Genomic DNA, 20,758 nt, shown 5'->3' with positions numbered 1-20,758 from the left:
GAGGGTGTATCAGTATGGATAATAAATTAAACATTAAAATCTACGCGGATGGTGCGGTGCTGGACGACATGCTTTCCGCCTATCAGTCCGGTTTTGTCTCGGGCTTCACGACCAATCCGAGCCTGATGAAGAAGGCGGGCGTCACAGATTATGTCGCCTTCGCCCAGGAAGTGGTTGAAAAGATTCCCGATCTGCCGCTGTCCTTTGAAGTGTTTGCGGACGATTTCGAGACGATGGAAAAAGAGGCGGAGAAAATCCATGCCTTCGGCCCGAATGTCTTCATCAAGATTCCGATCACGAACACGAAGGGCGAATCGTCCATCCCACTGATCCGCAAGCTGGAAGCCAAAGGCTATTCACTGAATGTGACGGCGATCCTAACGACGGAGCAGGTCGAGGCAACCGTCGAGGCGCTGAATCCGGAGGTGGAGAACATCGTCTCCGTCTTTGCCGGCCGGATCGCCGACACAGGGCGCGACCCGATTCCGTACATGAAAAAGTCTGTCGCGATCTGCCGGGCGAAAAAAGGTGCAAACCTGCTCTGGGCCAGCTCGCGTGAACTGTTCAACGTCTATGAGGCGGACCGGCTCGGCGTCGATATCATCACCTGTACGCCGGAAATTATCGGGAAACTGAAGAAAGTCGGCAAGCCGCTCGAACAGGTGTCGCTCGACACGGTCAAAGGCTTCAATCAAGACATTCAGGCGCTCGGTTATTCGATTCTGACGGACTCGGAAAAGACGGTTCAGTCCGGCAAGTAAAGGGTTTCATAGATGGCGAAATCTGTATTTTAAGGCAAGGTCATGATTCATTTACCTGTTCGTTAATCAAGTGCACGGGAATTTGAATCACATTTCTACTTATTAAGTCTGATGAATAGCCGTTAAGGGAGATGCAATATGATGACAACATCTATTGAACAACTGTCGATCGATACGATCCGCACGCTGTCGATCGACGCGATCGACAAGGCCAATTCCGGCCATCCGGGGCTGCCGATGGGCGCGGCGCCGATGGCCTACACCCTCTGGGCGCAAACGATGCGCCACAACCCGGCCGACCCGAAGTGGTTCAACCGCGACCGGTTCGTCCTGTCGGCGGGGCACGGCTCGATGCTGCTGTACAGTCTGCTGCACCTGTTCGGCTACGGCCTGCCGCTCGAGGAACTGAAGCAGTTCCGCCAGTGGGGCAGCCGGACGCCGGGTCACCCGGAATACGGGCACACGGCCGGGGTCGAGGCGACGACCGGCCCCCTCGGGCAGGGGATCGCGATGGCGGTCGGCATGGCGATGGCTGAAGCCCATCTGGCGGCGACGTACAACCGGGACGGGTATGACGTGATCGATCACCGGACCTACGCGCTCTGCGGAGACGGGGACCTGATGGAGGGGGTGTCGGCCGAGGCGGCTTCACTGGCCGGCCGGCTGAAGCTCGGACATCTGGTCGTCCTCTATGATTCCAACGCTATTTCTCTGGACGGCAAACTCGATAGGTCGTTCACGGAAAACGTCCGGCAGCGCTTCGACGCCTACGGCTGGCAGACGCTGCTTGTCGAAGACGGCAACGCGGTCGGCGACATCCGGCAGGCGCTTGACGAAGCGGCGGCCGAGGACACCCGCCCGACGCTGATCGAGGTGCGGACGACGATCGGCTACGGGGCGCCGGAAGTGGCCGGAACGAACAAGGTGCACGGCAACCCGCTGGGCGCGGAGGTGACCGCGGCGACGAAGCGGGCGTACGGTTGGACTTATGCCCCGTTCTTTGTGCCGGAGGCAGTCCGGGCCCACTTCGAGAAACTGGCGGCCGCGGGCCGGCAGGCGGAAGAGGCCTGGAACGCCCGGTTTGCGGCGTATGAACAGGCGTATCCGGAGCTCGCGGCGCAGCTGAAGGCGGCGATCGCCGGCCAGCTGGTCCCGGGTTACGCGGACCGGCTGCCGGTTTACGCGCCGGGGGCGAAGAAGGCGACCCGGGAGAGCTCGGGCGAGGTGATCAACGGGCTCGCGCAGACGGTGCCGGCGCTGTTCGGCGGGGCGGCGGACCTGGCGTCGTCAACGAAGACGACGATCAAGGCGGGCGGCGATTTTCTGCCGGAAACCTACAGTGGGCGGAACATCTGGTTCGGGGTCCGAGAATTCGCAATGACGGCGGCGGTGAACGGTCTGGCATTGCACGGCGGGGTGATTCCGTTCGGTTCGACGTTCTTCACCTTCTCGGATTACGCGAAACCGGCGATTCGTCTCGCGGCGCTGATGAGCATTCCGTCGATCTTCGTCTTCACCCATGACTCGATCGCGGTCGGCGAAGACGGGCCGACGCATGAACCGGTGGAACAGCTGGCTGGCCTGCGGGCAATCCCGAACCTGACGGTGATTCGTCCCGCAGACGGCAACGAGGTGCGCGAAGCCTGGAAGGTGGCGGTGGAAAGCCGGAACCGCCCGACGGTGCTCGTCCTGACCCGCCAGGGGGTTGAAACGCTGAAAGGCGAAGCGACCGGCGCGTCCGAAGGCGTCCGGCGAGGCGGCTATGTTGTTTCCAAAGCTGAAATCAATCGACCTGAAGATGGTATATTGATTGCCACCGGCTCTGAAGTTGGACTAGCTGTGGAATCTCAGAGGGTACTGTTAGAGCGTCAGATTAATGTACGTGTGGTCAGTTTGCCGTCATTTAATCTGTTTGATGTACAGGATAAAGAGTATAAGGATAGTGTGCTGCCGCCTGAACTCACAAAACGAGTGGGCATTGAAATGGCGAGTTCATTTGGCTGGGAGCGCTATGTTGGTTCAAAGGGTGCTCTGATTACCATCGATAAATTTGGTTCGTCAGGTAAAAGTTCGGATGTTCTCAATGCGTATGGATTCACTCCCAAACACGTGATTACAGTAGTTGAGAAAGTTATTCATAGCGAACAATATTTGGAGAAGGGCATTAGAAGTTAACTTAAAAAGACTAGAGAATGTATTTTTTTCAAGATAAAATTATGGTAATCGGGATGAGCCGGCTCATCCCGATTCTTTTGAAAACGTCTACATGAGTAACAGCCTGCGGAACAAGTCTACTAAAAACAGTATAAAATTATAGACTGTGTCACTTTAAGGGAACTACTGGTTTAAGATCTATAAACGAAAAACTAACAATCTTGCGAACGCTTATCATCAATGCTGTGCTTCTCTAACTTGGTACTCGTTTGGAGGTAAATATTTTTGTAAGAACAAACGTTTGCTCTGTGATATAATTACAGTAGGAAAGAAGAAGACAGATATTACAGCGGTGATGAAATGAGCGGAGAATATTCCATTAATCAGACAAAAATATTTATTAGTTCACCTGCACAGGATAGCCTTAAAGTAGTGCGCCAAACTATAAAGGAAATGATAATACAGATTGGACATATTCCGATCATGTTTGAGACAAATTTTGGAGTTGCAGGCAATGATTCGATTCGGAAATGTCTTGACATGGTTCATCAGTCTGACATATATTTACTTTTTATTCATAATAATGGCGGCAGCTTTGTACAAGAATATGGGTGCACAGTAACACACTTGGAGTTTTCTAAAGCACTAATAGAGCGCAAAGAGATATTTGTATTTGTTGAACAAGAAGTAAAAGAAATATTTTTTAAATATTTTTGGCACCCTTTACATGAGATATTTAATAAATTAGCTGGACCTTCTGATATATTGAATGAGGTATCGAAGTTAAAAAGACAAAAACCGTTTTCTGAGATTAGCACAGATATTAATGTTATCGTTTTACTTTATGACATATGCCAAAATGGCCTTTGGATGAATGGATTTGATATTAACGGCGGTTATACAGAAATTATAAAGCAGCACCTCAGTGAAGTTTTGCAAAAAGGTTTATCTTATTTGAAAATCGAAAATGAAATTTTGTCAAATAGTATTGATAGTAAGATATTTAATGATTATAAAGGTCTGGTGCTGGATACTTTAAGTAGTTTTGAAATAAAAAAATGCACAAATTGGCATAGATTCCTTGCTGCTGTTATGGAAAATATGAAGGGAAAATCTGTTTTAGTAGGAAGAGAAACATATCTTCCGAAAATGATTGGAAAATATGGGGACTGTAATGGATGTACGTTATATAAAAGAAATGGAGATGCATTGGAGTTAGTCAAACCGGCAATAGGTGTAGCGAGCGATGAGCACCCTCTGTTACAGTTGAATGAAGATGAATACTACGTTGTATTGACATATAACAAGAAAATATCGGATCCAAATGTTTTTGTAAATAGGGCAAAGAAGAGATTGTACATTGCTTTAAAGGTAAACCAGTTTGTGCTCTGTATGCATTTTCCCATTGAGCAATTATGGCCTGACGTGTGTAATAAAGCTGCCAGAGATGATATAATGGCTTCAAAGCAATTTGTTATGCTAATGGGCTTCATAAAATCCATTTTGGGAGGGATTAAAGATGGATGAGATCAGGCTGAAAGACGGTATTGAAATAGTCGGTTTAGGTAAAGACGGAGAACTGGAAAAAATGATAAAAGAATATAATGAGGAATCCAACGAATCGGTAGCTATTGTGCTTAGCACAATTAAGGCGAATGATCGCTTTTATCGAAGAAGGGCTCTAAGACAAAAAGACATCACAAAAAGAATTATTGGTGTAAAGTCCCATTAAGGTATAAGCTTTTATTGTGGCTCTTTGCCTTATTGTTTTGGTGTAAACCTGACTGTTACAATTTTAAGTCAAATTCAACTGGTTCAGCTTGCCTTAGAAAGCTGAACCAGTTTTTACTAAAAAAGGAGTATAAAGCCGCGTGTACATTAAACTAAACTCCGCTGCCGGAGCAAAGAGGGGAGTTTGAAGAAAAATTACTGCTGTTCAGTAATCAATCATGAGATAAAAACAAAAAGAACCCCCAATCATTGGGGTTATAAACGAGATTGATGATAAGCCGGTTATTTTTCCTGAAGCAGCGAATCTCTTAACGGCCTCAGTTTCTTGCGGAGGTTTTTCTCCCAAGTACGACGGTGGGGGGTTCAGCATTCTGTCGAGTCTCCTAGTCTTTAAAGAACACACAGCCTGTTACTTAAAGGAAGATACCTCTTCTGGAATAATCAATGAAAAGGATTTCATTGTTAAATAGTGAACTCTTTAATATCCGAATACCGATCGATAAAGTCTGTCGACTCCTTCTTCAATTCTTTCAAGAGGCAAATTAGCAAATCCCAAAATAAATACAGGATTTTTGGAGAGACGGTAATGAGTGAGACAACACCGTTTTATACTGTATAATTCCAGCTTTTCCTGTTCGGCCTGATTGAGTATGTCCTCAATGGAGCGTTCTGTTTTGAAGGTGCACATGAAATGGAGACCAGCATTGGCTCCATGAATCGCTATGTTTTTGCCGAAACGCCTGTCCAGTTCTTTAATTAACCTCGTTTGCCGCTCTGAATAAATTTGCTTCATTCGCTTAATATGTTTCTGATACTCTCCTGAATCAATAAACTCTTGCAAGGTTAATTGTGCGAGGACGTTGCATGTTTGCATCAGAAAACCTTCACTCTCGCGAAAGCTTTGCAGCAGATGCTGCGGGAGTACCATGTAACTAATCCTCAAACCAGGAAGCAGAGATTTTGAAAAGGTTCCCATGTAGATGACTTTGTCAAATGTGTCCAGGCCTTGAATGGAGGGAATCGCATCACTTTGATATTTAAATTCACTGTCATAATCATCCTCAATAATATAACGGTTTTTGGCTTGCGAAGACCAGTTTAACAGTTGAATACGGCGAGAGATGGGCATGACGATCCCCGTTGGAAATTGGTGGGAAGGTGTAATGTAGAGAATATTTGGGTCTTGCTTTATTATTTCAGACATCGCAATCCCTTTATGATCTAATTCGATGGATGTTATGTCGGCATGCTGCAATTTGAGCAGTTGATAAATTCGGCTATAACCGGGTTCTTCCATAGCGTACTTTGAGCCTTCCGGGAACAAATGACAAAGTATCTGGATAAGGATTTGAGTTCCTCCGCCAATAACAATTTGTTCAGGATAGCATTTAACACCCCGGGTAATCGATAAGAGACGGCTAATGGTACAACGCACAGAATAGATGCCTTGGGGATAACGTGAGGAGTCGTCATTTAACTCTGTGCGTTTCGATTTAAGTGCCTTATGTTCGCAGTTCAGCCAGCTATCAAAAGGAAAAACGGATCGGTCTGCTGACATGTGAGAAAAAGAGATCCAGTCCTTTTTGGGTTCCGATCTTTCGGCAAGATTTGGATTAAGGGATTTTAACGTACTAAATGAGGTGGGTACTTTTTCAAGTTTCTCTACGAAGAATCCGCTGCGTTCAACTGAGTAAATATAGCCTTCCGCAAGAAGCTGCTGATAAGCACCATTAACCGAGTTTATGCTCACATGTAAACTTTCAGCCAGCTCGCGCTTTGAGGGTAATTTTTCATTAGGCAGAAAATGATTGAGTAAAATTTCAATTTTTATTTGTTTATAGATTTGCCGGTAAATATAATCGCCTTTTTGGTTTGATAGATGAATTAAAGATAACATAAAATCAACCTCTGATACCAAAATTATTTGAATCTTGATACTATACATAATACAAAAAATTAATCAAAATATCTATTAAAGGAGAGTGGTCCATGTGTTAAAAGAACTTCTGGAGGATGTATCAACCAAACAATGGCAGGAGAGGAGAGATCGGTTTGTGGCGGCTGCCGTAGGGAATGGGAATCTCCATATCGCTGCCAAAGCGGAGGGGGCTCTAATAACAGACATTGACGGAAATCAATTCATTGATTTTGCAGGTGCGATCGGTGTTCAAAATGTAGGCCATTGTCATCCTAAAGTCATTGAAGCAGCCAAAAAACAATTAGAAAGTTATATTCATCCTGGCTTTAATGTGATTATGTATCCGTCTTACATTGAGTTATGTGAAAAATTGTGTGACATTGCCCCCGGGGAATTTGCTAAAAAAGCCTTATTGTTAAATTCAGGTGCTGAGGCTGTGGAGAATGCGGTTAAAATTGCGCGCCGTTATACGGGACGCCAAGCAGTGGTTTCTTTTGATCGGGCATTCCATGGAAGGACCAATTTAACGATGGGCATGACGAGTAAAGTAAAACCCTATAAATTTGGTTTTGGTCCTTTTACGTCTGAAACATATAAAGCTCCCTATCCCTACTACTACCGGAAACCCGAAGGAATGACCAATGAAGCCTACGATGATCAAATCATTGCGGCATTTGAAAACTTCTTCGTCAGTACAGTGGCACCGGAATCCGTAGCCTGTATCATTATGGAACCTGTGCAGGGTGAGGGCGGATTTATTATTCCTTCAAAGCGCTTTGTCACCTTTGTCCGTCATTTTTGCACACAGCATGGCATTGTTTTTATTGCCGATGAAATTCAGGCGGGGTTTGCCAGAACCGGAAAAATGTTTGCTATCGAACACTTTGATGTTTCTCCTGATTTGATGACGGTTTCGAAATCGTTAGCAGCAGGCTTTCCGTTAAGCGGTGTTGTAGGGAAAGCTGAGATTATCGATGCTTGTGATCTGAAAGGCTCTCTTGGAGGGACGTATTGCGGCAATCCGGTTTCCTGTGCAGCTGCGTTAGCCGTTTTGGAGATCATCGAAGAGGAACACTTGACTGAAAAAGCAGAGAAAATCGGAGCACTGTTTGAGCAGCGAGCAAATGAATGGAAAGAAAAATTTCCTTTCGTCGGTGATGTCAGACGTCTGGGCGCCATGGCGGCGGTTGAATTTGTCCAGGATCGCGTTTCTAAACTGCCTGACCCAAAAAGGACAGGATGCATTGTTCACTATGCTAATGATCATGGGTTGTTGCTTTTGAATGCTGGATTAAATGGAAACTGCATTCGTTTTTTGTCGCCTCTGACGATCACGGATGTTCAGTTGCAAAAAGGACTGGACATTATTGAAGAGGGTTTAAACCAATTAGAAAAATAGACAGTTCGTGTAACCAACAAGGCAGATGAAAACAATAGAAAGCTTACCAATCACTGACAAACATTGATCTGTAGGTTTGAAATAGAGAAAAATGATGGTTAATTTTGCAATATTGCGTTAGAAAATACAAGGTGCTGTTAAAGACAACTCTATTAGGGGATGAAAAAATGAGTCATTCAATGGTCAACGCACCTTCAGAAAAAAGCGGGCTCCGTTCACAATGTCTTTCATTCATCGAAGTTCTTGGTCAGTCTATCGCAAATATTGCTCCGACCGCGACACCGGCGATAACCATACCTGTTGTCTTTGCTACTTCCGGTAATGCTACATGGATCGCATATGTGTTTGCAACGTTAGCCATCATTCTATTAAGTTTGCAAATAAACGTATTCTCTAAGCGTTCTGCCACAACAGGCGCTCTGTATACTTATATTTCAGAGGGTATCGGTTCCGCAGGCGGATTTGTTTCCGGAAGTGGTTTGGTATTCTCTTACTTAGTAACCGGAAGTGCAGTGCTTTGTGGTTTTGCAAACTATGCCAATAATCTGCTTGCCTATGCAGGTATTCAGCTTTCACCTGCCCTGATTATTATCATGGGTACCGCAGTGGCATGGTTTATGACCTATAAGGGTGTTGAACTTTCGGCTAAAGTTATGCTCGTTTTTGAAGCCATTTCTGTGACGTTAATCACTCTTTTGGGGCTTCTCGTTTTGATCCATCATGGGTTCAACCTTGGAACTTCCCAGTTTAATCTTAAAGGCGTGTCTTTTGACAGCATAAGATTAGGACTTGTTTTTGCCTTCTTCAGTTTTGTCGGTTTTGAAAGTGCGACGGCAATGGGGCGGGAAGCCAAAGAACCGCTGCGTAACATACCGCGTGCAGTCATTGGAAGCGGCGTTTTCGTAGGAATATTCTTTGTGGTCATGTCCTTGATCATGGTCATGGGATTTGCGGGCAGTAAAACCTCTCTGGGTGAATCAACTGCACCGCTCACTTATCTTGCGCAGCAAAGTCACGTTGGCATTCTCGGTTTTTTAATTTCAATAGGCGCCATGGTCAGTTTCTGGTCTTGCGGCGTGGCTTCGATAACGGCGGCGGCCAGAGTCATGCTTCATATGAGTCATGAGGGGTATTTACCTGATGCCATAAGCAAGTGCCACAAGACTAACAAAACTCCGTACATCGCCATCATGGTTTGTTCCATTGTCGTAGGAGGTATTCCTGTTGTCCTGGAATGGCTCAGAAGTTCAAACATGGATGTGTACAACTGGACGGGAAGTATGGCTGTTTACGGATTTTTAATTAACTATCTGCTTGTGACGGTCTCAGCGCCTCTTCTTCTTTATAAATTAAAGGAACTGAAATGGTCCCATATCGTCACGGCAGCACTTTCGTTCATCTTGCTGTGCATACCGCTGATCGGAAGTGTCTATCCCTTCCCTGCATTCCCGATGGCCGTATTGCCCATTATATTTCTTGCCTGGCTTATTATCTCTCTTGTCTTTTATATTTTTGTTAAGCAACACAATAGTCTGCAAGAGAATCCGAACACGGAACAAATATAGGATTCTATAATTTGGGGAGGGGGTCACTCATGAAAGTGAACGTGTCTTGTGTTCAGATGGAGCCGGTCATGTACCATGTAGATGAAAACATCAGCAAAATGGAAAGTTATATCGATACAGTAATGATCGAACATCCGGAAACGAACCTCATTGTTTTCCCCGAACTCATCGCATCGGGATATGAGTGTAACGAAGAGTTCCATGCTCTTGCCGAAGTAGTACCGTATGGCAAAAGTATGAAACGGATAGGGGCGTATGCCAAGAAACACGGGGTTCATGTGATTTATGGTTTTCCAGAACAGGATTCCACTCTTACTGATGTTTTGTACAACTCTTCTGTCTTTATTGATGATAATGGAAACGTATTGGGCGTGTATCGGAAGGTTCACCTTTTTGGAAATGAGAAAACCTATTTTCGTTCTGGCTGCGAATATACCCTAATCCACTCATCAATTGGAAAAATAGGAATGATGATCTGTTATGATACATCATTTCCCGAAGCAGCAAGGACTTATGCCCTTCGCGGCGCCGATCTTCTTGTGATTTCTACAAATTGGGAGAAACCGTATGAAGCGGACTGGGATCTTGTTACGAGGGCACGGGCAATGGACAACATTGTTTATATCGCGGCGGCAAATCGTATTGGCTTCGATACGACGCTTGGGTTTTTCGGAAGAAGCAAAATTGTTGGCCCTCTCGGTGAACCGATTAGAGAACTGAACGAAGAAAAAGAAGGCTACATTTTTGCAGAACTTGATTATGAATTATCGCTTAAATTAAAGTCGGGCTATTACACTATTTTTAAGGACCGTAAACCGGATACGTATAGTATGGTTTGCAAGAAATACTAAGGTGATCGGGTGAATTCGAAGACAGCAGCTGTAGATTGTCTCGTTTTACAGAACCTAATATGTGGGGCGATGCACCGCCTGGTAAATTTTGATTCGAGGAATGGATGAATATTCTCGAATCTTTTTTCTTTCTGCGAAAAAAGGTATAACAGTAGTAGGTTAGACAAAAAATCATTACACATACTCCGGGGGACATAATGACACAGGATTCACGAATTTATTGTGTACTTGTACACTACTAGGATCTTAACAAGATTCATAACTCTTTCCGTTTATAGTAGAAAAAATCGATCGGGTTTGTAGAAACTAAAGCAAAGCGCTCCCTAAGGAGGTCTGTCATGAACTGGTTTACCTTTATTTGTTTAAGCATCGTCTTTATGATTTCACCTTTTCAATGGGGTCTTTTCTACGAATCGAATATAAAAATGTGGGAATGGGTCATTTCTGTATTATTTATTCTTAATCTATTGTGGTATTGGATCAGAGAACGTCAGGTGTTAATAAAAAACAGGCTGTATTTTCTGGTCCTGCTGCTTCCGCTGATGTATGTGGCCGCCGTTCCGTTTGCTTTAAATCAGGAAGGCAATGGACAAAATATATTCCGATTTTTTACCTATGCGTTCTTTTTCCTTTTATTAATATGGACGAAAGAATCACCCAGGATTAGCAAACTTTATCCGTACATTTTTAACTCATTAGGCATTGCTTTTCTTATGTTTGCTGTGGCCAATATATTCGGTGTCCTTCATCTTCAAACGTCTATGGTCGGGTGTGTCGAACCGCGATCATGCGGTCCTGTACGCTATCCGAACACATTCGGTGCCATTATGGGCGCTTATTGGTTTTATACATTAGCCGCTTTTATTTACCAAAAAGCGTTAACCTGGCGGGATGGTCTAATCATCTTACTTCTTGCCGGATATGCCGGCATTATTATGCTTACCTTTTCCAGGGGAACGTACATCTTTTTTGGGGCCACATTTGTTCTCGCGTTGCTATTACTATATAAAAAGTGGAAAAAAATCATTTTCATTTCGCTTCTTGTTCTTGGTTTGTCACTGGGTGTATTCAATCTATTATCTATGGATAAACATATAGATTTTAATGGATTTTCAAGTTTAACGACCCGTTTTGCCAGTATAAGTCCTCACGCATCTACTGCGATTGCCCGAGAATCCTTCTACAAAGATGCGCTCTCAATGAGTAAAAATTCTCCATTGTTTGGATTCGGTGGGAAAAGCTGGACGATTTATTATCCGAAATATGCGAATCGAGGTAATGGTTTAGATCAAGTCCACAATGGTTTTCTCGAATTTCTTATTGAGATAGGCTGGGTTGGTCTATCCGTCTATGTCCTCGTGTTAGCGTTGCTTATATTCCTGATTTTTAAATCAAATGAGCCAAAAGAACGTCGGATTGGCGTTGTTTTAGCATTGGCCGCGATCTTCGGGCATGCAATGGTTGATTATGATTTATCCTTTGGAACAATGTGGCTGCTTATTTTCTGGTTAATGGCTATGGGAGTAAGCACCCGGCAGAGTTTAAGCGAATCTTACTCGAAAAGTCTTTGGACAGTGTGGAATAGTGCTCTGTCGCATCGGCACAGCGGCATGAAGAATGAAATACCGCATGAGTAAAACATCGTGTGGGGCCAGTCTGCATCAATAGGAACGAGAATCAAGATCAGCTTTGATTTTATAGCCTGCCGTCACTAGAGATAGTGAAATCTATTAAATGAGTATCCCTTTAACTCATTCAGATTTGAATTTTTAAAAGGATAGGCTGAATGCTTTATTTCTAAAAAGCGAATCTTCAACGCCTTGGGACGATAATCTTCGAGTTCAGGGCGAATCTTCAACGCCTTGGGGCGATTGTCCCCGAGTTCAGGGCGAATCTTCAACGCTTTGGGGCGATTGTCCCCGAGTTTAGGGCGATTCCTTTGCCTTGGGGCGATTGTCCCCGAGTTCAGGGCGAATCTTCGACGTTTTGGGGCGATTGTCCTCGAGTTCAGGGCGAATCTTCGACGTTTTGGGGCGATTGTCCTCGAGTTTAGGGCGATTCCTTTGCCTTGGGGCGATAATCTTGGAGTTTAGGGCGAATCTTCAACGCCTTGGGGCGATTGTCCCCGAGTTTAGGGCGAATCTTCGACATCTTAGGGCGATTGTCCCCGAGTTCAGGGCGAATCTTCGACATCTTGGGGCGTTAATCTCTGAATTAAAGGTGGATTGGGAACTTTTCCATCATCTGCATAAAGCTGTGCAACGAGACAGATAGTGACTGATCATGAGCTAACGGGATCATCAGTATCTATTAATATCAGGTAACCGGGTGGCATCAAGACCTTTAATCATCTTGCTCTGAAAATCTTCTAATGATATAATTTTTTGGTAAAAAAGTTGGAACTATCTAAAATAAACGTCTTAAACCATTTGACAATCCGGGTGAAAAGAGAAGTGAGTGATCCGTCTCTTATAGCCCATGAATCAGGGAGAAACCAAAGATGCCTTTTTATAACCTAAAAGTCGCTGGCATTGAACGTAAATTGCCGATTATTCGAATCAATGATGACCTGGATATTGCCAGTTTTGTAATCCTGGGCGATTCAGAACTCGTCATTCATGCCGCTCAAGAGCTGAAGAAAAAGATTCCAGAAGCGGATTATCTGATGACAGCGGAAGCAAAGGGCATTCCGCTTGTTCAGGAACTGTCCCGTGTGTTGGGTATGAAACGCTACTTTGTGGCAAGAAAAAGCATCAAGCCTTATATGGCCGAGCCTTTTGTAACAGAAGTTTTTTCCATCACCACTCAGAAAAAACAGGTGCTGTGTCTGGATAAAGAGGAAAGCGAGCTCATTAAAGGGAAACGCATTTTGATCGTAGACGACGTCATCAGCACCGGCGAATCCATTAAAGCACTGGAATCGCTCGTCACGAAAGCGGGCGGCCAGATAGCCGGGAGGGCTGCTATTCTGGCGGAAGGCGACGCGGCGGATCGTAAAGACATTGTCTATCTAGAAAAGCTTCCGGTTTTTCCGGTTGAAGCAGCGAAATAAGTATTGATTCAGGCAGAAAGATCTTTTTCTGTGCCATCATTAAAAAGAGACTATTTGATAGGCCTCTTAAAAACGAAGAACTGGAGCGAAGTAGATAGACTTCGCTCCAGTTCTTTTCAGGGCTGGGACTCGGATTCCCCTTAAAGAAAGTCCCTTCCGTGATTGGTTCTTCTTAATCGACTGTGCCGGTTATTTTCAGATGGCTGTTTGGGCAGTTCAAGCTTTTTTGGCTAAATCGATAATCGATTCAAAGAAAGCTTCCCTGTCAACGTCATAAACTACTTCGACCGGGCGGCCGTCTTCAGCAGCCTCGATTTTGCCCTGGCTGGGTTCTTCTACATGAACCTTGGTTAGGACTTTCTTTGTTTTGACCAGATCCGGGTTTCCCGAGGCCATGGTGGTCAGAACATCCCATAGATAGTAAGTCGCGTTATTTTCAAAGTGGACAAGAGGCGGAACGGAGGCGTAGCACTGTCCGATAAAATCAAGTCCGTCATATTTGCGCAATGAAGCCCAGTGGTTGCGGATCGGGATCGTCAGCGGGACCTGATTGGTGCTTTCGAGAGCCACCATCCGGATGTTCAGGCTGCTCTGCCAGACTCTCGCGACAGCCTCCGGATCCCAGAAGGCGTTCCATTCGGCCGAACCGTCATGCTCAGGCTCCTGAACGTTGCCGATCGGATTTAATGTGCCGCCCATCCAAATCAGTTGATCAATTTTCTCTTCAATATCAGGTGCCTGATCAAGCGCGCGTGCGACGTCCGAAAGCGGGCCGGTGCAGAGAATCGTCAGCGGCTCGTCGGCATTCCTCGCTTGTTGAATCAGGTGTTCATGTCCGTGAAGTGCGCTTACAGGTGTTTTCATGTCTCCCGATTCATTCAGAATAGGGAGTGCATTGACATAGAAAGAGCGCATCCGCCATTCCTTTGGAAAAGGATTCATTCCCCGGGAATTAGAACGGGCCACTTCGACTGTTTCCCTTCCGAAACGATCAATTATTTTCCGGCTCGCCTCAATGCCGGGCGTCAGATAACCGTCGGCCGGGATGACGGAAACGCCGCTTAAGCTGATATTTTCCATTTGCGTCAGCAGAAAAAGCGACACAAGGTCATCCACGTCCGCATCGTGAATAAAGTAGAGTGCTTTTTTGTCCATTCTGTTCTCTCCTGTAGGTAGATTTAGATGTTTCAAGATGGATTGCTCCGGGTGTGATGAATAAAAAACAAACGGTGGACAAAAATGTGCGTTTCCCGTCCACCGTTCTTTTTTTACACTATAGGAAAGTATAAAAATTTTAAGGATTATAGTATAAGGGCAGCTAGGACTCAGCCTGCGCCAGGGCTTGGCTTCGCCAAGTTTTCTAATAAGCAGGCAGGGGACCGGCTAAAGGTCAGCTGTCCTGAAATCTTGTCCCGCCTAGCTTTGATTATTTTGATAGAGAAGCCAGATAAGTGCTATATTCTTTATCGGTTGTCGGCACGACGATGCTGCCGTCAATGATCTTTTGCTGATACTTCTTGACTTGATCCAGTACGGACGCGCTGACATTTTTTATTGTCGGAGCGATGCCGACGCCGTTTTCTTTCAACCCGTATTGAAGCACCTGGCCGCCCGGGAATTTTCCGGCTTTTGCCTTAGCAGATGCGTCATAAATAGCTTGGTCGACGCGTTTCACCATGGAAGTCAGTGTTACATTTTCTGGAAGCCCTTCATCATATTGATCCTTGTCCACACCAATAACCCAAACTTTCTGGCCGCTTTTCGCTCTCGACTTAGCCTCGGTAAATACGCCGTTTCCTGTATTGCCGGCCGCTGCGTAAATGATGTCGGCACCTTTGCCGTAAAGTGTAGCCGCAATGTTCTGCCCTTTGTCCGGTGCGTTGAAGTCCCCGGCATACTGTACGAAAATCTGCGCATTCGGATTGACTGTCTTGACGCCGGCCTTAAACCCGCTTTCAAATTTCTTAATCAGATCCGAATTGATGCCGCCGACGAATCCAACCTTATTAGTTTTTGTCGTCAGCCCGGCAACAACGCCGACCAGAAATGAACCTTGCTGTTCTTTAAAAGTAAGGTTGGCTACGTTCTTCAGCGGCTTGTTATTTTTATCGACCGCCACACTGTCAATCAAAGCAAAATGCTGATCCTGATGCTGCTGGGCAATATTCTGAAGATCCGTCTGCATCTGAAAACCGATCGCAACAATCAGATTGTATTTTTGTTGAATCAATGAATTCAGGTTCGGCGCAAAATCAGTCGGCTGCTGAGACTCCAGGTACTTTACGTCAGAACCAGTCTTTAATTCGTTATCTTTGGCAAACTTTGTCAAACCTTCCCACGATGACTGATTGAACGATTTGTCGTTCACGCCGCCAACACCAGTAACCATCGCAACTTTATAAGTGCTTGCCTTGGAACTTCCTGCACTTCCGTTATTCCCGCAGCCTGATAGAATGCCTGCAAGAATAACAACACATGAGACCAATACTGCCATCTTTTTCTTTAACACAAAACAACCCCCTGATTCGTAAATTAACATCAACAGAAATACTATAGCTTATTCATTAATAAAAGGGAACAGGTTTTTAAATAAATGACGAATATTAAAAGTTAGTTGGTTATGTAATGTTCGCTTTTCAGCTAATCTTTTGGTTGCCAATGACCAACGATAAATATTGGTACGGCAGTAAAAATGAATAATTTTTTTGGAAATTTCATTTATCCAAACAAAATTATTTCGTAATTATTGATTGACAATTCAATACAAACAAATTAATCTAAATACATCATAGATTTTTAAAAAATGTGAAACCGGTTTTAGATTATTAATCAATAGAATACATGAGTAATCGTGCTAGATTTGTTATCTGTGTGAAACCGATTTTAGTTTTATGTGCAATGTGAAACCGGTTTTAGAATCTTAATCATAACGCTAGGGAGGTGAGATATTGTCAACGATAAGAGATGTCGCCAAATCTGCAGGTGTGTCTGCTGCAACCGTATCACGAGTCTTAAACAATAAGGGATATGTCAGTGAAGAAAAAAAAGAAAAGATTGAAAAAGTCATACATGATATGGGGTACGAACCTAATCAGATTGCCAGAGGTTTGGCAAAAAAAACATCGAAAACCCTTGCCTTAATCGTCACCGACATCACCAATCCGTTCTTCCCTGAGCTTGCGAAAGGGGCTGAAAAGGCCGCTTATTTAAATGGTTATTCATTTTTGCTCGGAAATACAAAAGGAATGGACAATCACAATGATGATTACGTCAAACTGCTGAAAAATAAATACATTGATGGTGTCATCATTGCTTCGCATGATATTGATATTGAGATATTAAAGGAGCAGGAAAACACACCCATGGTCGTGCTTGAAATGGATAATGATATCGAAAATGCCTGTACCATCAAGGTGGACAACTACGATGGAGCCATGACTGCTACCCGTCACTTAGTGTCGATTGGCTGTCGGAAAATTGCTCATATTTATGGACCTCAATACGATTCTACCGCTAAAGAGCGATTAGAAGGCTATAAAGCGGTGATCAGAGACACTTCGGGTTTATCTGAAATTTTGGTACCCGGCGACTTTACGATCAATGGAGGTGCCGAAACCGTACAAAATCTCTTGACTCAATATCCTGATATAGATGGGATTTTCGCAGGTAACGATTTGATGGCGATAGGGGTATTAAAAAAATTAAACCAGCTTAAGATTAAGGTTCCGGAAGACATTGCGGTTTGCGGATTTGACGGTATTTTTATGACCCAGGTTACTAATCCGGAGTTAACTACCATTGAACAGCCGATTTACAGAATGGGAGAGCTTGCGGCAGAAAAACTTATTTTCAGGATCAATCATCCTTTTTACGGGAAAGAATCTATTGAACTAAAGACAAAGCTTCAAATTCGGGAATCCACGCGAAAAGTGAATCGAAGTGATCAGAAAAAGTCATTTTCCGACGGGGACTGAGCGGACGACCTGAGTCCACGAAGTCCATCAACGTCAATTGTTATTGAAATATTCAAAATTAATATACGTGTTAAAAATATAAAGGGATGAAAAACATGAAGCTATTATTCGTTGGCGAGTCTTGGGTTATACATATGATTCACACAAAGGGATATGACAGTTTTACTTCGACAAAATACGAAGAAGGAGCGACCTATTTACTCCAGTGTTTGAGAGATTCAGGCATCGATGTTGACTATCTTCCTTCTCATGAAGTACAGGTCAGATTTCCAAAATCAACGGAAGAGCTTGAAAAGTATGATGCCATTGTGTTGAGCGACATTGGCAGCAATACCTTTCTGCTCAGGAATGAAACATTTTATGAAATGAAAATCGTTCCAAACGCTTTAGAACTGATCAAAGAATTTGTCAGGGATGGCGGCGGACTCCTGATGATCGGTGGCTACCTTTCTTTTACAGGGATAGAAGGCAAAGCCAATTACAAGAACACGGTACTTGCTGATGTTCTCCCGGTGGATCTTTCAGATACGGATGATCGTATTGAGATGCCTCAAGGGGTTCGCCCAGTAACCATTAAAGAGGATACGATCACAAAAGATTTGACTGATTGGCCTCCTTTTCTGGGGTATAACCAATTTGCTGCTAAAGCAGGCGCAGATGTTTTAGCAACGATCCAAAACGATCCCTTCATCGTTACCGGTCTTTATGGAAAAGGAAAGACAGCCTGTTTTGCCAGCGACTGCGCCCCGCATTGGGGGTCGAAGGAATTTGTCGATTGGGAGCATTACAAACCTCTGTGGACTCACATTTTACAATCCATTTCAAGAAAGAGCTGAATGAAAATGGCAGAGTTAAATGTTAGAAAATCTATTTTGGAACAGAAAGAAAAATTCATTGACTTTCTGTCTCTGATGATCAAAACGGATACTCAGGTTAAAGGGCAGGGCATTCTTGGTGGAAATGAACGATTCGGCCAGAAAATTGTCAAGCAGAAACTTCTCGATTTAAACTTTGACGTTGATGAATTTGATGTTGAAGATGATAAGATCAAGAAATTTCCAGGAGCCAATCTAGGACATCAAAATGAAAATCGGCCAAACGTTGTGGGTGTGCTGAAGGGATCAGGCGGAGGAAGATCGCTCATATTAAATGGCCATATTGATACGATGCCCTATGGTGATCCATCGCAGTGGACAAAAGATCCCTTTCTGGGCGAGGTACTGGGTGGTGAAATGTTTGGTTTGGGTGCCACCGATATGAAAGCCTCTTTATCCGCGATGATTTTGGCGGCTGAGGTGATTCATAACTTAGGCGTTCGCCTTAAGGGAGATTTGATTATTCAATCCGTTGTTGATGAAGAAGGCGGCGGTAACGGAACAATGGCCTGTGTTGAAAGAGGGTACAGGGCAGACGGAGCCATTGTAGGAGAACCCACGCAATTACATCTGCAAACCGCTCATATGGGATTCCTTTTTCATGAAATTAAAGTGTCCGGGAAAAGTCTTCATTCCAGCCAATTATGGGAGGGGATAAATGCGATTGATAAAGCATTAAAGATCTACCATGAATTAAAAGAGCTTGAACGGCAATGGCTGATGACGCGAAGACATCCGCTTTTACCCGGTCCAACGATTAATTTAGGGGTTATTGAAGGAGGTGTTGCAGGTTCGGTCGTTCCGAATTCTTGCACTATGAGATTTTGCCTGCATTATCATCCGGAGAAAAATGAGGCAAAGGAAGTGACTAGAGACAGGGTAGAGAATGAAGTAGCCGAGGTTGTTCATTTGGTCTCACAAAGTGATCCATGGTTAAAAATCAATCCGCCTCAAATAAGTATTTATCAGGAAGGTTTTCCTTTTGAGACGTCTTTAGACCATCCACTGGTTCAAAAAATGAAACAAACTTTGAATAACGTTCTTGATGAGGCAGTAATAGAAGGCATGCCCGCAGGGTGCGATGCAAGAACGCTATCAGAATTTGGACAAACACCAACGATTATCCTTGGTTGTGGAAATCCGCAACACTGCCATTGCGTGAATGAAACCGTTCCTGTTTCGCAATTCATCTCACTAATAGAGATCTATACAAATTTTATTCTGTCATGGTGTGGGACAGAACAGAATGGACGTCCCGTGTAACGTTATTGAGCTGTGATCAATGACAGCGGGAACTTAAAGTGAACAAATCACATTCATGGATTTGAATTTTATGAATATCAGGAGGGGTTGGCATGGTTTTTATGAAAAGCAAAGCAAAAGCACTTCTTTTGGTCATGTTGGGAGTACTGATGGTTTTGGCCGGGTGTTCTTCGAACAGCGGATCATCTGGTTCAGGCAGCAGCGGTAAAAAAATAACGATTGGTCTTGTAACAGTTAATACAGAAGCCTATTTCTTTACGGAGTCCATTAAGGGCGCCCAGCAAGAAGCAAAGAGCCTTGGCGTCAATTTAATTGTTGATAACCCGAATAATGATCCTGTAAAACAGAGTAATGACATCGAGGATCTGGTTAATCAAGGCGTGAATGCGATTATTGTCGATTCCATTGATGTAAAAGGTGTTATCCCGGCTATGGAAAAAGCCGCAAAGGCAAAGATTCCTGTTATATCGATTGATGCCATCGTAAATAGCAAAGCGGTCAGCACACAAATTGGCGTTGATAATGCGAAAAGCAGTGAACAACTTGGAGAATATTTTAACAGTTATGTTAAGAAAAATATGAAAGAACCCGTACGTATGGGTGTCGTAGGCGCGCTGAATTCATTTATTCAGGTTAACCGTCAGAATGCTTTTTTGAACACCGTAAAGAAAACACCAGGTTTGAAAATAGTTAACATTGTCGATGGGAAAAATGTGCAGCAAACGGCAATGAATGCAGCCCAAAATCAAATGATTGGACATCCTGAAATGAATACGGCTTTTGCGACGGGAGAGCCTGCACTGATTGGCCTAGCGGCAGCTGTTAAATCGCAGCATATAGAGAACAAGATTGCCGTGTTCGGGTGGGACCTTTCAAAACAGGCGATTGACGGCATTGATCAGGGATGGGTCAAAGCGGTTGTTCAGCAGCATCCGGAACAATTCGGCAGCGAAGGGGTAAAGGCAGCTGTGAAATTGGCGAAGAAGCAGGCTGTACCGAAGACGATCAACGCACCGGTTACGATTGTGACAAAAAGCAATGTCGACCAGTTCAGAAGTCTGTTTAAGTAATAGAAAATAATTTTTAAAGAACATTGAAATCAATAATTGTTGTTGATTAGGTGTTAATCATTGATTAACACCTAAATTATTAGACTCATGATTTCACGAGCGATTAAATTCGTTAAATTTAAGATGTGAAGTGATTGACTACTTA

Annotated in this window: 16 protein-coding genes; 13 read left to right on the top strand and 3 right to left on the bottom strand. The window is 44.1% G+C overall.

The window, feature by feature from the left end:
- Positions 1 to 14 precede the first annotated feature (14 nt).
- The 4 genes from IEX81_RS10770 to IEX81_RS10755 all read left to right on the top strand — a co-directional run bounded on the left by IEX81_RS10770 (position 15) and on the right by IEX81_RS10755 (position 4,647).
- Entirely contained in the window at positions 15 to 761 is a 747-nt protein-coding gene (locus IEX81_RS10770) for a transaldolase (RefSeq protein ID WP_188803162.1), read from the top strand.
- A gap of 141 nt (positions 762 to 902) precedes the next feature.
- On the top strand, positions 903 to 2,936 hold the full coding sequence (gene tkt, locus IEX81_RS10765) for a transketolase (RefSeq protein ID WP_188803160.1): 2,034 nt from the start codon (positions 903 to 905) through the stop codon (positions 2,934 to 2,936).
- A 339-nt stretch (positions 2,937 to 3,275) separates the two neighbouring features.
- Complete coding sequence (locus IEX81_RS10760) at positions 3,276 to 4,442, top strand: DUF4062 domain-containing protein (RefSeq protein WP_188803159.1); 1,167 nt, start codon at positions 3,276 to 3,278, stop codon at positions 4,440 to 4,442.
- Positions 4,435 to 4,647 (top strand): hypothetical protein, encoded by a 213-nt coding sequence (locus IEX81_RS10755; RefSeq protein ID WP_188803157.1) that lies wholly within the window; start codon positions 4,435 to 4,437, stop codon positions 4,645 to 4,647. The genes IEX81_RS10760 and IEX81_RS10755 overlap by 8 nt, the downstream gene beginning before the upstream one ends.
- Positions 4,648 to 5,124: 477 nt before the next feature.
- On the opposite strand, the gene gabR is transcribed toward IEX81_RS10755, so the two are convergent.
- A complete protein-coding gene (gabR, locus tag IEX81_RS10750) occupies positions 5,125 to 6,543 on the bottom strand; it encodes a MocR-like transcriptional regulator GabR (RefSeq protein WP_188803155.1) in 1,419 nt (472 codons plus the stop codon).
- Positions 6,544 to 6,637: 94 nt separating this feature from the next.
- Between gabR and gabT the strand changes: the two genes are divergently transcribed.
- The 5 genes from gabT (at position 6,638) to IEX81_RS10725 (ending at position 13,431) form a co-directional block, all read left to right on the top strand.
- Positions 6,638 to 7,963, top strand: coding sequence for a 4-aminobutyrate--2-oxoglutarate transaminase (gene gabT / locus IEX81_RS10745; protein WP_188803153.1), 1,326 nt, complete (start codon positions 6,638 to 6,640; stop codon positions 7,961 to 7,963).
- Positions 7,964 to 8,130: 167 nt separating this feature from the next.
- Positions 8,131 to 9,528: an APC family permease gene (locus IEX81_RS10740; protein WP_188803151.1), complete on the top strand. Its 1,398-nt coding sequence runs from the start codon at positions 8,131 to 8,133 to the stop codon at positions 9,526 to 9,528.
- Positions 9,529 to 9,557: 29 nt separating this feature from the next.
- Entirely contained in the window at positions 9,558 to 10,379 is an 822-nt protein-coding gene (locus IEX81_RS10735) for a carbon-nitrogen hydrolase family protein (protein ID WP_188803150.1), read from the top strand.
- 338 nt (positions 10,380 to 10,717) lie between these two features.
- The gene (locus tag IEX81_RS10730; protein WP_188803147.1) at positions 10,718 to 12,016 is read left to right on the top strand and encodes an O-antigen ligase family protein; all 1,299 of its coding nucleotides are present in this window, start codon (positions 10,718 to 10,720) and stop codon (positions 12,014 to 12,016) included.
- Positions 12,017 to 12,879: 863 nt separating this feature from the next.
- Positions 12,880 to 13,431 (top strand): phosphoribosyltransferase family protein, encoded by a 552-nt coding sequence (locus IEX81_RS10725; protein WP_188803145.1) that lies wholly within the window; start codon positions 12,880 to 12,882, stop codon positions 13,429 to 13,431.
- A 216-nt stretch (positions 13,432 to 13,647) separates the two neighbouring features.
- On the opposite strand, the gene IEX81_RS10720 is transcribed toward IEX81_RS10725, so the two are convergent.
- Together IEX81_RS10720 and IEX81_RS10715 are read right to left on the bottom strand one after the other, a co-directional pair.
- On the bottom strand, positions 13,648 to 14,586 hold the full coding sequence (locus tag IEX81_RS10720; protein WP_188803143.1) for a nucleoside hydrolase: 939 nt from the start codon (positions 14,584 to 14,586) through the stop codon (positions 13,648 to 13,650).
- A 271-nt stretch (positions 14,587 to 14,857) separates the two neighbouring features.
- Complete coding sequence (locus tag IEX81_RS10715) at positions 14,858 to 15,970, bottom strand: BMP family lipoprotein (protein ID WP_373292371.1); 1,113 nt, start codon at positions 15,968 to 15,970, stop codon at positions 14,858 to 14,860.
- Between the two features lie 409 nt (positions 15,971 to 16,379).
- On the opposite strand from IEX81_RS10715, the gene IEX81_RS10710 reads away from it, so the two are divergent.
- The 4 genes from IEX81_RS10710 (at position 16,380) to IEX81_RS10695 (ending at position 20,613) form a co-directional block, all read left to right on the top strand.
- The gene (locus tag IEX81_RS10710) at positions 16,380 to 17,405 is read left to right on the top strand and encodes a LacI family DNA-binding transcriptional regulator (RefSeq protein ID WP_229727570.1); all 1,026 of its coding nucleotides are present in this window, start codon (positions 16,380 to 16,382) and stop codon (positions 17,403 to 17,405) included.
- 95 nt (positions 17,406 to 17,500) lie between these two features.
- Entirely contained in the window at positions 17,501 to 18,241 is a 741-nt protein-coding gene (locus tag IEX81_RS10705; RefSeq protein WP_188803138.1) for a glutamine amidotransferase, read from the top strand.
- A 6-nt stretch (positions 18,242 to 18,247) separates the two neighbouring features.
- The gene (locus IEX81_RS10700; protein ID WP_188803136.1) at positions 18,248 to 19,543 is read left to right on the top strand and encodes a M20 family metallopeptidase; all 1,296 of its coding nucleotides are present in this window, start codon (positions 18,248 to 18,250) and stop codon (positions 19,541 to 19,543) included.
- Positions 19,544 to 19,635: 92 nt separating this feature from the next.
- The gene (locus IEX81_RS10695) at positions 19,636 to 20,613 is read left to right on the top strand and encodes an ABC transporter substrate-binding protein (RefSeq protein WP_229727569.1); all 978 of its coding nucleotides are present in this window, start codon (positions 19,636 to 19,638) and stop codon (positions 20,611 to 20,613) included.
- The last annotated feature ends 145 nt before the right edge of the window (positions 20,614 to 20,758 follow it).

It is taken from the genome of Sporolactobacillus putidus, assembly GCF_014647035.1.
Lineage (GTDB): Bacteria > Bacillota > Bacilli > Bacillales > Sporolactobacillaceae > Sporolactobacillus > Sporolactobacillus putidus.
Note: the sequence above shows the minus strand (reverse complement) of the source record. Positions and strands in the feature narration are given on the sequence as shown.